Source organism: Morganella morganii H1r (assembly GCF_000633515.1).
GTDB classification, from domain to species: domain Bacteria; phylum Pseudomonadota; class Gammaproteobacteria; order Enterobacterales; family Enterobacteriaceae; genus Morganella; species Morganella morganii_B.
Genome location: NZ_AYMP01000026.1, coordinates 95,685 through 110,574 on the forward strand (window position 1 = coordinate 95,685; position 14,890 = coordinate 110,574).

The 14,890-nt window shown below is 43.6% G+C and carries 11 protein-coding genes; 8 read left to right on the plus strand and 3 right to left on the minus strand.

Annotation, left to right across the window (positions count from 1 at the left end):
- Window positions 1–155: 155 nt before the first annotated feature.
- Complete coding sequence (locus U868_RS0116165) at window positions 156–4,091, plus strand: hypothetical protein (RefSeq protein ID WP_240182732.1); 3,936 nt, start codon at window positions 156–158, stop codon at window positions 4,089–4,091.
- 109 nt (window positions 4,092–4,200) lie between these two features.
- On the opposite strand, the gene pyk is transcribed toward U868_RS0116165, so the two are convergent.
- Both pyk and U868_RS0116180 read right to left on the minus strand, forming a co-directional pair.
- Window positions 4,201–5,643, minus strand: coding sequence for a pyruvate kinase (gene pyk / locus U868_RS0116170; RefSeq protein WP_025154198.1), 1,443 nt, complete (start codon window positions 5,641–5,643; stop codon window positions 4,201–4,203).
- A gap of 252 nt (window positions 5,644–5,895) precedes the next feature.
- On the minus strand, window positions 5,896–6,744 hold the full coding sequence (locus tag U868_RS0116180; protein ID WP_025154199.1) for a MurR/RpiR family transcriptional regulator: 849 nt from the start codon (window positions 6,742–6,744) through the stop codon (window positions 5,896–5,898).
- Window positions 6,745–7,074: 330 nt separating this feature from the next.
- Between U868_RS0116180 and zwf the strand changes: the two genes are divergently transcribed.
- From zwf to U868_RS0116215, 7 genes are all read left to right on the plus strand, one after another.
- Window positions 7,075–8,550: a glucose-6-phosphate dehydrogenase gene (gene zwf, locus U868_RS0116185; protein ID WP_025154200.1), complete on the plus strand. Its 1,476-nt coding sequence runs from the start codon at window positions 7,075–7,077 to the stop codon at window positions 8,548–8,550.
- Window positions 8,551–9,058: 508 nt separating this feature from the next.
- Window positions 9,059–9,448: a multidrug/spermidine efflux SMR transporter subunit MdtJ gene (gene mdtJ / locus U868_RS0116190; protein WP_025154201.1), complete on the plus strand. Its 390-nt coding sequence runs from the start codon at window positions 9,059–9,061 to the stop codon at window positions 9,446–9,448.
- 1 nt (window position 9,449) lies between these two features.
- Window positions 9,450–9,782, plus strand: coding sequence for a multidrug/spermidine efflux SMR transporter subunit MdtI (mdtI, locus tag U868_RS0116195; protein ID WP_004237484.1), 333 nt, complete (start codon window positions 9,450–9,452; stop codon window positions 9,780–9,782).
- Window positions 9,783–9,895: 113 nt separating this feature from the next.
- The gene (locus tag U868_RS0116200) at window positions 9,896–10,564 is read left to right on the plus strand and encodes a heavy metal response regulator transcription factor (RefSeq protein WP_025154202.1); all 669 of its coding nucleotides are present in this window, start codon (window positions 9,896–9,898) and stop codon (window positions 10,562–10,564) included.
- Complete coding sequence (locus U868_RS0116205; protein ID WP_036411984.1) at window positions 10,561–11,937, plus strand: ATP-binding protein; 1,377 nt, start codon at window positions 10,561–10,563, stop codon at window positions 11,935–11,937. Before U868_RS0116200 ends, U868_RS0116205 begins: the two co-directional genes overlap by 4 nt.
- A gap of 96 nt (window positions 11,938–12,033) precedes the next feature.
- Window positions 12,034–13,038: a protein-methionine-sulfoxide reductase catalytic subunit MsrP gene (gene msrP / locus U868_RS0116210; protein WP_025154204.1), complete on the plus strand. Its 1,005-nt coding sequence runs from the start codon at window positions 12,034–12,036 to the stop codon at window positions 13,036–13,038.
- Window positions 13,038–13,652: a sulfite oxidase heme-binding subunit YedZ gene (locus tag U868_RS0116215; protein WP_029991235.1), complete on the plus strand. Its 615-nt coding sequence runs from the start codon at window positions 13,038–13,040 to the stop codon at window positions 13,650–13,652. The genes msrP and U868_RS0116215 overlap by 1 nt, the downstream gene beginning before the upstream one ends.
- 21 nt (window positions 13,653–13,673) lie before the next feature.
- Here the strand turns inward: U868_RS0116215 and U868_RS0116220 are convergent, their stop codons facing one another.
- On the minus strand, window positions 13,674–14,528 hold the full coding sequence (locus tag U868_RS0116220) for a hypothetical protein (RefSeq protein ID WP_025154206.1): 855 nt from the start codon (window positions 14,526–14,528) through the stop codon (window positions 13,674–13,676).
- Between the last annotated feature and the right edge of the window lie 362 nt (window positions 14,529–14,890).

Below are 14,890 nucleotides of genomic sequence, written 5' to 3' on the forward strand. Positions count from 1 at the left end.
CGGTAATAAAGATAAGCCGGTATTTAAGTAGATGACATGCTTATTACATTGCAACTATGAATAAATATTTTTACCTTGAACGTACACTAATTGCACAGAATAGTGACCATGTATTCACTGAGCGTGAGTTACTGGAAAATTTTCGGTATATAGTTGTGCTGGCAGAGCCGGGTGCTGGTAAAACAGAATTGATGGCGAGTTTGGCGCGTAAGCTCAGTGTTCGTCCATTGAGTGCATCAGTATTAATGTATAATGATGCTACCAGTGCTGACAATGGTCCTTTGGTAGTTGATGCAGTTGATGAAATTGCGACAATTGAAAAATCAGGAATTTATAGATTATTGGGCGCTGTTTACAAGCTAAAACCTACGTTAGTGATTATGTCGAGTCGTTCCAGTGAATGGGAGCAAGCTTCGACAACTGCTTTTGAGCAATTTTTAGGTTCAACCCCCGAGATTGTTCGTCTTAATGAGTTTAGTTCAGATGAACAACGACAACTTTTTGAAAATTATACAGGTAGTGCTGATTTTGGTTTATTTCAGGAAGAAATTTATCGTTTTAATCTGGGGGTGCTATTACCGAACCCTCAATTTTTGAAATTATTTTCTGATGCTTATTTTGAAAGTAATAAGCACTTTACAGACAAAAAATCTATCTTTAGTATGGCGGTTGAACGATTAGCGAAAGAGGCGAATAGTAACATTTTAAAAATCTCAAATACTCTTCAGATATCAAAAAAAATATCATTATCATCAGAGGTTTTTACTAAATTACTATTATCCGGAGCTGAAGGTGTCAATACATCTGAAGCAACAGAAAATCGTTTGTATCCTGCATTATTATCACTGGTTGATGACGATAATGTACACAAGGTTCTATCAACCAGATTATTTATGCCGGGTGCTGATGAAAATCAACACCGACCTGTTCATAAGATTGTTGCTGAATATTGCGCTGCCAGTTACTTAGTCAACAGAATAGCTACGCTGGAAGACCCCTTGGAGTTATCAGAATGTTTATCTTTGATTGCTCCCAATGGTGTATCAAGAGATGAACTCAGAGGACTTCTTGGATGGATGGCCACGCTGGGAAATAAATCAATTCAGGAAGCTATTATCGCTCTTGATGCCTATGCTGTTCTGGCTAACGGAGATCCTTCTCAGCTTGAAAGTTCTTCCAAAAGACAGCTTATTCACAAATTAAAGCAGCTTGAAGATATTGATCCTTATTTCCGAAGAGGTGATTATTTTCGTCGGTTTAGCGTTTCAGATTTTTTTACACCAGATATTCTGGATGAAGTTAAATCTATTGTACTTAATCACAAAGATGGGCATTTACATGACTTACTTCTTGATTTATTAGTAGGTTCACCGTTGGCTGCTGATTTGGTAACAGAGCTAACACAGATCGTAGTGAATGATAGTGAAACTAAATATACAAGAATGTCAGCATTAGATTGTTTGGTTAACACTAAAGACTATAACTTATTTGATATTTTTGGTGTTTTAATTTTTGAATCCAGTAATATATCATTATCTATAATATCAACTATAATAGAAAAAATAGGTGTTTATGAAGTAGGCTTTAAAAATATTTGTGGATATTTAAGAGTATGCGCTCATCTTTACCCGGATCATAAAACAAGATATAACGGTGAGTTAGGGAAGCGTTACTTTATTAGGCATTTAATTTCACTTTTCCCTGCTGATTTTCTTGAGATCTTGCTTAATGAATTAACAGCTAAACTAGCTTGTGTCTGTGGGAGTAAATCATACGATTGTGATTGTCGCAATGGAATAAGTAAAATTATCGGTATGATAATGGATCGTTACTTTGAATTAATTCCGGCTCCTTATGACCCGATACAAATCTGGAATTGGGTGAAAAATCTTCATTATCATGAACGCATCCTGGCTAAAGATAGTAAAGCTGTACATGTTTTACAGACAGATACGGCGTTAAGACAGGGTATATTTATACATGTTTTTTCTGAGATTACTGATCAAAAAGAAATATGGGATTTAAGAGCTCACTATTTTAGTTCGGGATTTCAATCTCATTCCGGACTAATTATCTTAAAAGATGATATTTTGTTTATATTATCAATGGCATTTAATATTAATAATTCGGAATTATGGAGGGGCTTTATTGTTAGTCATCCACTATATAAAAATGATGATTTAAAAGAAGTTAAATCTATTCGACATATGCTGAGGCTGCAAGCATTGGCTAAACCAGAATTTATGCGTCATTGGGCATGTTTTAATAGGATATTTAAGTCTGGTAAGATGGATGATTTTAAACTCAATATTAAATTTAGAAGAAAAAGAAAGAAGTATGAGAAAAGAAAGAATGAAATAAATAGACGAGGTATTGAGTTTATTAATAATAATCTACCATTGGTTGCTAGTGGCCAGCATTTGGGGTGTCTGGAAAGATTTTCTGAATTAATTTTGTTTTATCCTGAAAAAATAAAAGAAGAGGTTGGTGATGAAAAATTAATCACACAGGCATTAACGAACTGTATTGATTATATTTCATCTGTTACGCCTACTTTGCAAGAAATTGCTAAATTAAGGTGTGCGTCAAAACGATCCTCATTAGAATTAATATGGTTTTCAGCTTGTTTAGTGATTTTCCGTAATCAGGGGAATCTTGATAGTGTTCCTGAAAATATATTATCTGCATTACAGACTACTTTTAATTTTTGCTATAAGACTGTATCAAAAGAAGAGTACAGAAAATTAAAAAAAAAGGTCTCAGATATCTTATTTATTGATTATAAATCAAAAATTGAGTTTGTTTGTAATTATATAGAACCACAGTTATCTGAAGAATATGAGCATACTAATGTTGAAATTATTCAATATCATGATGTCTTTTCTGAATTACAAGGTGAATTGTCAATAAAATGGCTTTTGGAATTCAAAGGTATTTCAATAAATTTAGCAGGCAGGATTTTTGAAATAGCAGTTAATCATGGCTGCAGAGACCAATTAAAAGAAATAATTAGACAGAATGTGTATGATTCGGAGCAAAAATGGATAAAAACATCAACAGATGAACAGGTAAAGTCAGCGTTGTATTTTTGGATACTCAGAGAGTTTTGTTTTATTGAAAAAACGCATGAATCCCACTGGGGATTTTTCACGGAAGATAAAGATAATTTACTGCTATTGCATCATAAAATTGGACGAATAAACCAAAGTGAGTTTCAGGGATGGCCTAAATTAACATCTGATAAAATTGAAAAAATATTAGACGCATTCTATGAGCAATGGCCGATTGTAGAATTACCAGACTCATGGGGAACACATAGCTCTAAAGCAGAAACAGCATATCGGTTTTTAACAGAATTAATATGGGATATTAATTCTGATAGTCCAGATAATGCTATACCTGTACTAATGAGATTACTTAATGATAAACGGTTTCTAAATTCCCGGAGTGATCTACAAAGTATACTAGCTTCTCAACGCAGAAAAAAATCACTACTCGATTTTAAACCGCCATCTGCTAAAGAAGTGGTGAGCTACTTAGATAAAAATGAAGTTATTAGTGTAGAGGGGATCAGAAAGGTAGTGCTACAGGAATTAACTAATTTTCAAAAATCAATTGATGGTGGTGAATTTAATTCAGCAGATCGTTTTTATGAAAATGGAGTACGTTTAGATGAAGTAAAATCAACAGAGATTATTGCTGAGAGGCTTAGTTTGAAGCTTGAACATAAAAATATAGCTGTAACACTGGAGCATCAATTAAAATCACATAACCGAAGTGACTTTACAGCATCCGGAATTGTAAATGGAAGAAAACGGTTGCTGGTTACAGAAGTAAAAGGGCAGTGGCATCGGGAATTATACACGGCTGCCGAAAAACAATTGTATGAAAGTTATTCAATTCACCCGGCAGCAGAACAACAAGGTATTTTTTTAGTTCTCTGGTTTGGTAAAAATGAGAAAATAGCAGGAAAAATACATCATGGGATCAAAACAGCAACTGAGTTGAAAATAAAAATTGAATCTGAATTGTCTTATGAGCTACGTGGTCTTATCGATATTTTTGTCTTGGATGTTTCAAAGGAAATTTAGTATTTCGTGCCCATACCAAAATTAAACCATTGGATAGCGTAAATCACAATACAAGACATAAAAAAACGCCCATCATCAGACAGGCGGTTTCAGTTTTATCTGAAGCAAATTATTTCACTTCAAGAATACGGCTGGTATTGGTGCTGCCGACCAGGCCCATCTGGTCGCCCTGGGTGACCATCACCAGGTCGCCGGTGCACAGATAGCCTTTTTCTTTCAGGCGGCTGATTGCTTCGGTGACTGCAGCCAGGCCGTCGGTGTGGGTGCTGCAGAATACCGGGGTGACACCACGGTACAGTGAGCACTGGTTCAGGGTTTTTTCATGACGGGACATGGCGAAAATCGGCAGGCCGGAGCTGATGCGGGACATCATACGCGCGGTACGGCCGGATTCAGTCATGGCAATAATCGCTTTTACGCCGTTGAGGTGGTTGGCGGCGTACATGGTGGACATCGCGATTGCTTCTTCCGGATTGTCGAAGGTCATATCCAGACGGTGTTTGGAGATATTCACATTCGGCATTTTTTCCGCGCCCAGGCAAACCCGCGCCATCGCTTCCACGGTTTCCGCCGGATACTGACCGGCAGCGGTTTCCGCAGAGAGCATTACGGCATCGGTGCCGTCGAGCACGGCGTTTGCCACGTCCATCACTTCCGCACGGGTCGGCATCGGGTTAGTGATCATGGATTCCATCATCTGGGTTGCTGTGATCACGACACGATTCAGTTGACGACTACGACGAATCAGCTTTTTCTGGACGCCGACCAGCTCCGGATCACCGATTTCCACACCGAGATCACCACGTGCAACCATCACCACATCGGATGCGAGAATGATTTCATCCATCACCTGGTCAGTGGCGACCGCTTCGGCGCGTTCGACTTTGGAGACAATCATCGCTTCACAACCGGCGTCACGGGCGAGACGGCGGGCATAGTGCAGATCTTCCGCACTGCGCGGGAAGGAGACCGCAAGGTAATCAACATTAATACGGGCTGCGGTTTTGATATCTTCTTTATCTTTTTCTGTCAGCGCATCGGCAGATAATCCGCCGCCGAGTTTGTTGATACCTTTATTATTAGAAAGCAAACCACCGACAGTCACTTCGGTCATGATTTTTGTGCCTTTGACATCCAGCACTTTCAGCTGCACACGGCCATCATCGAGTAACAGAATGTCATCCGTCACCACATCTTCCGGCAGCTTTTTATAGTCGATCCCGACGTGCTCATTGGTGCCTTCGCCTTTACCCAGTTCTGCATCCAGAATAAATTTATCGCCGACATTCAGCAGAACTTTATTGTCTTTAAAGGTGGAGACACGGATTTTCGGCCCCTGGAGATCACCCAGAATAGCCACCTGCACGCCGAGGCGGGCAGCGATTTCACGGACTTTATTCGCACGTTCAACGTGATCGTCCGGGCTGCCGTGAGAAAAGTTCATACGAACCACATTAGCGCCGGCACGGATGATTTTTTCAAGGTTGTTATCGCGATCGGTGGCGGGGCCCAGGGTCGTTACGATTTTCGTTCTTCTGAGGCGTATTGACATAAATTACTCCGTTGACCTGAATAAGGTGAAATGGTGTTGATAAAAAACTCCCCGCCGGAAAATCGTTTCCGCCGGGACAGTGTAAAATCGATTCACTCCTGTCTGATTATCGCGTATTTAAAATAAAAATCGAGTCAGCAAACGCAAAACAGTGAGTCAGACGTTATCCTACCATCCGTTATATGACTAATTCGTGATGATCATTACACCCGGCAGCAGGAAATGTGTCAAATTGACACAAATGGTTAAAAATCAACGGAGTTTATCGATTCGGGAATCTTTGAGCGCTTCTTTGACCCGGCGCAGATTATCGCGGAATTTGGGGCCGCGGCGCAGGGTGAAACCGGTGGCGAGGACATCAATAATGGTCAGCTGGGCGAGGCGGGAGATCATCGGCATATAAATATCGGTGTCTTCCGGTACATTAAGAATGAGGGTGAGAGTGGCTTCCGCCGCGAGCGGGGAGTTCTCCGAAGTGATGGCGAGCACGGTGGCGTCATTTTCACGCGCGATACGGGCGATTTCAACCAGGTTTTTTGTCCGGCCGGTGTGGGAAATTAAGACCACCACATCACCTTCGCTGCTGTTGATACAACTCATGCGCTGCATCACCACATCGTCGGAATAAATCACCGGGATATTGAAACGGAAGAATTTATTCATTGCATCATGGGCGACCGCCGCAGAAGCCCCCAGGCCGAAAAAGGCGATTTTCCGGGCTTGTGTCAGGCAATCCACAGCGCGGTTAATGGTCAGCATATCGAGGGTGCTTCTGACCGCGTCCAGGCCGGCCATGGCAGATTCAAAGATTTTGCCGGTGTAGGCCTCGACGGAATCATTTTCATCCACATTGCGGCTGACATACGGGGTGCCGTTTGCCAGGCTTTGTGCCAGCAGCAGTTTGAAATCAGGAAAACCTTTGGTGTCCAGACGGCGGCAGAACCGGTTAACAGTCGGCTCGCTGACATCCGCCATTTTGGCGAGTGTGGCGATACTGGAATGAATGGCTATCTGCGGGGCGCCGAGGATCGTCTCTGCAACTTTTTTTTCCGATTTACTCAGGTAATCCAGACTGTTACGGAGACGGTCTAAAATATTCATGCCACTGTGCCTTTTATATTGATCTGTGTGACACACCGGCCACCCGCATTTTTTGAAAATATACTACGTAAGCCCGGGTAAAGGAGAGGGGAAATCCCGCCGGATCCGGCTTTTTTTTGAAAGTTTGAACTGTGTCTGATTTTCATTTTAGTAAGTTTGCATCAAAAAAGTAATTAAATTACAAAACAGCACACAGAAAGAGCGGCGACAGAGACCTGTCAGAATGTGCGGTAACCCGCATTTATGTTTACTGGCCGGGCGCAAACGAGTACATTATTCGTTATCTCTGTAACAAAATTACAATTCCACAGCCACGAGGAGAGGTTTTCTATGGCGCTGACAGCAACGGTTCCCGCCTGTGATTTAGTCATTTTCGGTACCAAAGGCGACCTCGCACGCCGCAAGTTACTCCCGTCTTTATATCAGCTGGAAAAAGCCGGTAATATTCATCCGGATACGCGGATTATCGGGGCAGGCCGTGCGGACTGGTCCCGTGAGGAGTATCAGAAATTTGTTGAGGATGCATTCAATACGTTCCTTAACGAGCAACTGGATCCGGTGCTCTGGGAACGATTCAGTGCCCGTCTGCTGTTTTGTAATCTCGATGTGAATGAGACCTCGCATTTCAAAAGTCTCGCCAATATTATTGCGGAAAACAAAAATACTGCCGTTTACTATTTCGCCATGCCGCCGGGAACTTTCAGCGCCATGTGCAAAGGGCTGGGCGAAGCGCACCTGAATAAAGAACCGAGCCGTGTGGTGATGGAAAAACCACTGGGTAATGATCTGGCCTCATCACAGGCGATCAATACCGAGGTGGCGAAATACTTTAAAGAGAGCCAGATTTATCGTATCGACCATTATCTCGGCAAAGAAACGGTACTGAACCTGCTGGCGTTGCGTTTTGCCAACTCTCTGTTTGTGAATAACTGGGATAACCGTACCATCGATCATGTCCAGATCACGGTGGCGGAAGAAGTGGGAATTGAAGGGCGCTGGGGCTATTTCGATAAAGCCGGGCAGATGCGGGATATGGTGCAGAGTCATCTGCTGCAAATCCTGACCATGATTGCCATGTCACCGCCGGATGACCTGACCAGTGACCGAATCCGTGATGAGAAAGTGAAGGTTCTGCGTTCACTGCGGACCATTGATATCACGAATGTCCGTGAAAAAACCGTACGCGGGCAATATACCGCCGGGTTTGTTCACGGCGAAAAAGTGCCGGGTTATCTGGATGAAGAGGGCGCAAATACTGTCAGCCAGACAGAAACTTTCGTTGCTATCCGTGCGGATATCGACGACTGGCGCTGGTCCGGTGTGCCGTTCTATCTGCGTACCGGGAAACGGATGCCGTCGAAATGTTCGGAAGTGGTGGTCTATTTCAAACAGCCGTCCCTGAATATCTTCAATGAAACCTATCAGCATCTGCCGCCGAATAAACTGACTATCCGTCTGCAGCCGGACGAAGGGATTGATATTGAAGTGCTGAACAAAGCACCGGGGCTGGATCATAAACACCGTCTGCAAACCACCAAGCTGGATCTGAGTTTCTCGGAAACCTTTAACCAGACACATATTGCGGATGCCTATGAACGTCTGCTGCTGGAAGCCATGCGCGGTATTCAGGCACTGTTTGTCCGCCGTGATGAAGTGGAGGAAGCCTGGAAATGGGTGGATTCTATTATGCACGCCTGGGCAATGGATAATGAACCGCCGAAACCGTATCAGGCAGGCAGCTGGGGGCCGATAGCCTCTATCGCCATGATGGCCCGTGACGGCCATGCCTGGAACGAAGTGGAATAATTATCCACCTGCGGTATCAGTAAAGGTAGTTAACCGGTTCAATATTTGCGTAATTATGATCATCTTCTGAATAAGAAGGTGGTCATTTTTTATAACTGTCTAAAAAATAAAATTATTTACAGAAAAATAATTCACTGCGCCATTGCTGAACTGTGTTACTTGTGCTAAAAATAATATGAATATTAATAACCGGAGGATTCTTTCATTGTTGTCACCCTGCCCGGGGACAGACAAAAGAATAAGACATCATGCAAAGCGACAGTAGCAGCAGGATTAAAATCCGACGTTCTACCCATGTACTTTTCCTTTCCGCTATCGTATCAAGCGAACACTACTGGTACGGCGAGTTATAGCTATTTCTCTTTTCGTCTGACGAACCAAACGCGCCTGCGTTTTTGGTCACATCGTTACATTTAACGTTTTCGTTTCGCGATAAACGCACACGGTCACGCAGACTTTCTGTTCTGCGGCGTAAACCTGTATGCGTTGTCCATCAGGAGAAATAACTATGATTTACTGGATGTTTTTAGGCTTAGCCATTATTACCGAGGTGATCGGTACATTGTCGATGAAATACGCGAGTGTCTCCGGCGGCAGTGCGGGGATGATTGTGATGTATATCATGATTGCCTCTTCTTATATTTTATTATCCATGGCAGTGAAGAAAGTGGCCCTCGGGGTGGCTTATGCGCTGTGGGAAGGGATCGGGATCCTGATTATTACCGCCTTCAGCGTGATGTGGTTCCATGAATCGCTGTCACCGCTGAAACTGGGCGGTCTGGCACTGTTAATCGCGGGTATTACCCTGATTAAATACGGCACCAAAAAAGTCCAGAAAAAGCAGCCTGCTGCCAAACCGGTTCGTGCGCCACTGAATGAGATGCTGAAAGGGGCGTAATATGTTATCGACATTTGAATGGTGGCACGGTGCATTTTTACTGCTGGCCGTGGTACTGGAGATTCTGGCGAATATCCTGCTGAAAATGTCAAACGGCTTTAAACGTCTGTGGCTGGGTATTTTATCGCTGCTGGCGGTATTAGGGGCGTTCAGCTGTCTGGCACTCGCGGTCCGCGGTATCGAGCTTTCCGTTGCATATGCATTGTGGGGAGCATTCGGTATCGTGGCAACGGTTGCCGCAGGCTGGATACTGTTTAACCAGCGCCTCAATTACAAAGGCTGGAGCGGGATTATTCTGCTTCTGCTGGGTATGGTGATGATTAAGTTTGCCTGATCATTGCGTTACAGAAAAACAGCAGACAACCCGGGGTTGTCTGCTGTTTTTTTATGTCCGGAATTAAAATACACTGATACAGAATGAATCAGGTAAAATTCCGGATTATAAAAATGAAAATATTACTGATTGAAGATCATGAAAAGACCGGCAGCTGGGTTAAAAAGGGATTAGAGGAAGCCGGATTTATTGTTGATATCACGGCAGATGGCAGAGACGGGTTGTATCTTGCTCTGGAGAACAATTACCGGCTGGTTATTCTTGATATTATGTTGCCCGGTATGGATGGCTGGGAAGTGCTGAGAGTATTGAGAACCGCCAAAATGGTACCGGTTATTTGTCTGACAGCCCGGGATGCGGTTGCCGACCGGGTAAAAGGACTGGAACTGGGCGCGAATGATTATCTGGTTAAACCGTTTTCATTCTCCGAATTACTGGCAAGAGTCCGTAATCAGCTGCGTACGTCTCAGCCTGATTCCAAAGTGATTAATATCGCCGATCTCAGCATTGATCTTACCCGTCATGATGTACAGCGGGGAGGCGTGAAAATATCGCTGACACGTCAGGAATATTCACTGTTACTTTTTTTTGCGCTGCATTCCGGAGAGATCCTGCCCAGAACACTGATTGCCGGTGAGGTATGGGGTATGAATTTTGAGAGTGATACCAATGTTGTTGATGTGGCTGTCCGGCGGCTCAGAAAAAAAATAGATGACGGGCATGATCATAAATTAATTGAAACTGTCCGGGGAACGGGATACCGCCTGAACGGATCGGAATGATGAAAATACACTCGCTGAGATTTAAAATTGTATCATTATTTATGTTGCTGATGGTGGCAAACGCAGGTTTTGTCACACTGATCCTTTATCACTCGCTGAAAAATGAACTTGCCTCAAAAGATGATGACATTCTGATTAACCGGGCCGACCAGCTGGCTAAACTGATTGTCAGTGGTATTGATATTAAATCGTTGCCTGTTTATTTCCGGCGGATGATGGATATGCGGCAGGACGTTATTAAGATAGCAGATGCTGATAATCACGTTATTGTGGATACCAACCCGGAAATAACCCTGAATACCCGGGACAAACTTAATTATCCGGATAATCAGGAAACGCCTTCAATCTCATACCAGAATACGGATGATAACATGCCGGTTTCTGTGGTTAATTTTGAGATTCAGGCTCCCGAAGGGAGATTATATGTCACGCTGGCAAAGCGTTCGGTTGATCGCAGCAGTGTTTTACGCGGATATTTACAGCAGAGTCTGATTGTTTCCGTTATTGCTATTCTCCTGATGGCCGTCTTCAGTATATGGCTTATCCGCCGGGGATTGCAGGATATTGCACGTCTCAGCCGGATTACAGCGAAAACAGATCTGCACGCTCTGGGACAGACGGTGGATATCAGCCGGTTACCGGATGAACTGAAAAGCCTGGGCGATTCACTGAATATCATGCGCTCACGGCTGAAAAATGATTTTGTCCGGCTGACACAACTTGCGGATGATTTAGCGCATGAATTAAGAACACCCATTAATGCCATTAAAATTCAGAATGAAATCACATTACAAAAAACGCGCACTGCGGATGAGTATGAAGCGATTATCGCCAGTAATACAGAAGAACTGGATAAACTGGCAAAAATAATACAAAACATTCTGTTTATCGCCAGGGCAGAGAATAAAAATATTAATCTGAAGCGGGAGACCATCGTTGTTTCTGAGCTGGTTGAGGATATTTATGAATTACTGGCATTTTATGCCGATGAGAGAAATATCCGGTTAGTGAATAAAATACCGGATGTGACGGTGTCAGCAGACAGAGTATTGCTGATGCAGATTATGGTCAATGTTGTGTCAAACGCGGTTAAATATTCATATGAAAATACGGAGGTTATTGCCTGTGCAGAAAATAATCATGGCAGCACCGTCATTTCTGTGATGAATAAAGGTGATGTTGTGGCAAACAGTGAACAGGTCTTTACCCGTTTCTGGCGCGGGGATAATGCGAGAACGTCAGAAGGAAGCGGGTTGGGTTTATCGATTGTTCAGGCAATAACAAAATTGCATTCAGGTGAGGTCAGATTTGAACGTACCGGGTCATATAACAGGGTAACCTTAATTTTTCCGGATACCCAGCTCCCTTCATGACAAATTTGTCATCGTCCTGTCAGCTTTAAATTCAGATTATGCGGTATAACAGTTCCGGAATGCCATCACCGTGATTGCTGAATACAGGGACTCATCATGAAAAAAATAATACGATCGTCTGAGATTACGCCGGAATCTGTTTTTATGATGAAACGCAGGAATCTGCTTAAATTATTAGGTGCCGGTACGGCCGGATTAATGGTCAGCACCTCAGCCAGCGCCGGTCTGTTTTCGTGGTTTTCCGGCGATGATAAGCCCGGCGTTCCGGAGACAATCTTAAAAGACCTCAGTTATACAAAACCTGAAAAGTATCAGTCCGCTCTGGCATTAACGCCGGAGGATAAGGTGACCGGTTACAATAATTTTTATGAATTCGGCCTGAATAAATCGGACCCGGCTGAAAATGCACATACCCTGAAAACGGATGAATGGACACTGACGGTTGAAGGGGAGGTTAACCGGCCTCTGGTATTAAATGCCGATGAGATCCGCCATAAATTTCAGGCCGAAGAGCGTATTTACCGAATGCGCTGTGTGGAAGCATGGTCAATGGTTATTCCGTGGGTCGGTTTTCCTCTGAGAGATTTATTATTATCAGCGGAACCGAACAGCAAAGCGAAATATGTCGCTTTTGAAACGGTATACGCCCCGGAACAAATGCCGGGTCAAAAGAGCCGTTTTACCGGGGGCGGGCTTCAGTATCCGTATATTGAAGGATTACGCCTGGATGAAGCGCTTCACCCGCTGACACTGATGGCGACAGGTGTTTACGGCAAGGAACTGCCGAAACAAAATGGCGCGCCTGTCCGGCTGGTGGTTCCGTGGAAATATGGTTTTAAAGGCATAAAATCCATTGTTAAAATTCGTCTGACAGAATCTGAGCCGCCGACCACATGGAATCTTTCAGCACCCCGTGAATATGGTTTTTATGCCAATGTAAACCCGCAGGTTGATCATCCGCGCTGGTCACAGGCCACAGAACGGTTTATCGGCTCGGGAGGATTAGGCCGGACAACACGGCAACCGACATTACTGTTTAACGGTTATGCAGAAGACGTGGCGGAATTATATAAAGGGATGGATCTGCGGAGATATTTCTGATGATGAAATTATTCCGCTACCCGTTTATTAATCTCTTTTTTCATCTGACGGCAGGATTACCGCTGGTATGGCTTATTTATGCTGTCAATTACGGGGCGCTGGGGGCGGATCCGGCAAAAGATATTCAGCATTTCACCGGTATTACGGCACTTCGTTTAGTTATTATTATCGCAGTGATACCGGTGATCGCTTTTTATTTTAAGCTGAACAATTTATATCAGGCGAGAAAATTACTCGGATTATGGTGTTTTTTCTGGGCAACGCTGCATCTGGCCAGTTATTTTTTTCTTGAAATAGGTGCAGAAAATACGGCGCTCTTTTTCAGTGAGATAGTGTCCCGGTTTTATCTTAATCTCGGTGCGGCAGGCTGGTTAATTCTGTGCCTGATGGCGGTGACATCGTCTGACCGGATACGCAGTTTATCAGGCCGGTGGTGGAAACGGATCCATAATCTGCTGTATCCGCTGCTGTTCATTGTGATTACGCACTATATTCTGGCTGCGAAGACAGATACACCGGAACCGGCCATTTACCTGATATTGGTTATTCTGGCATATTGTCATCGCCGGCAGCAGCGAAGTAAAGAACAGGTATTACCCGATAAAACCGGGTAATACCATTAATGTAATCTGCGGCTATTTTCCGCCGTAATATTCATAAGTGGTATGGTAAACGGCATCTCCGGTAAGCCCTGTATTACTGTGTCTGCGCCACAACCCGGTTATGCAGTTCTGATAAGCATCCCATTGCGCACACTGAACATCATTACCTGTTATGATTCCGGACGATTGTGTTTTTTCTGATCCGACGAGTAATCCGCCCTGTTCGTTATAAGTAAATGTGTAGTCGGAGAACGGGAGTGGTGTGGTGTAAATGCGGGCCAGCCGGCCATGTTTATCATAATCAAAGTTCATACTGTAGGTTTTTGCAAGAACTTCACTGTTTATCAGTACGCTGCTGATATTGCCTTCCCGGTACTCCGTTGTGCCATTTTCAGTCAGTATGGTACTGTTACCTTCAATAAAATTTTCAGTCCGGTAAGCGGTGATAACCTGCTGCTCATCTTTGATCATCGAAATACGGGTGATGGTCGGGCGCGTTTTTTTCTTACCGGCGTAATCGGCGGAAAAACGGTATTCCATATTGATGGCATTATCGTTTTCCGAGGCGGTGACGTTCAGATCGAAAATCATGCCGTATTCCTCACTTTTCCGGGTGAAAGAATAACTGCTGATCTGTCCGCAGGGAGTCAGTGTCATATGGCTGGCTGAAAATATCTGCGGGCTGTCCTGCGGTGGTTTTACGGTCGTCATGGTGACCGATTTCACCGGCCCGTTCAGGTAAGGCATTCCTGTCATTCTCATATGATTAAGCCGGGTCTGTTCAGACATCGGCTGACAGTCAGGCTCTGCGGCATAAGACGGCAGAGCGAAAACAGCGGAAAACAGCGCCAAAGGCAGAACTGAACAGGTTACTGTGCGTTTTTTCACGATTTCTCCGGAAAGCTATAAATTTAGATTCATTTATTTCGATGGTAAGGGAGTTATTCCGTTCAGGCAACCGGCCAGTCAAAAAATCAGTTTTATCCGTTATAAAAATTATCCCCATGAAATTAAGTAAAAAGAAGCGCTTTCAGAATTAACAGATCCCTGTTTTTTTAACAAAATTACAGTAGAGAAATTACTTCATAAACTCATCAGAACCGACATGTTCCGAAGGAACATAAGTGAATTAAGAAAGGAAAAAGGAATGATGAGAAAAAACGGGGTATTGATAAAATAAGCCACATTTATTACGAAAAACAAGATTATCTGAAATTTTCTGAATTTGAGCATGACTGGGGAATAAGTCA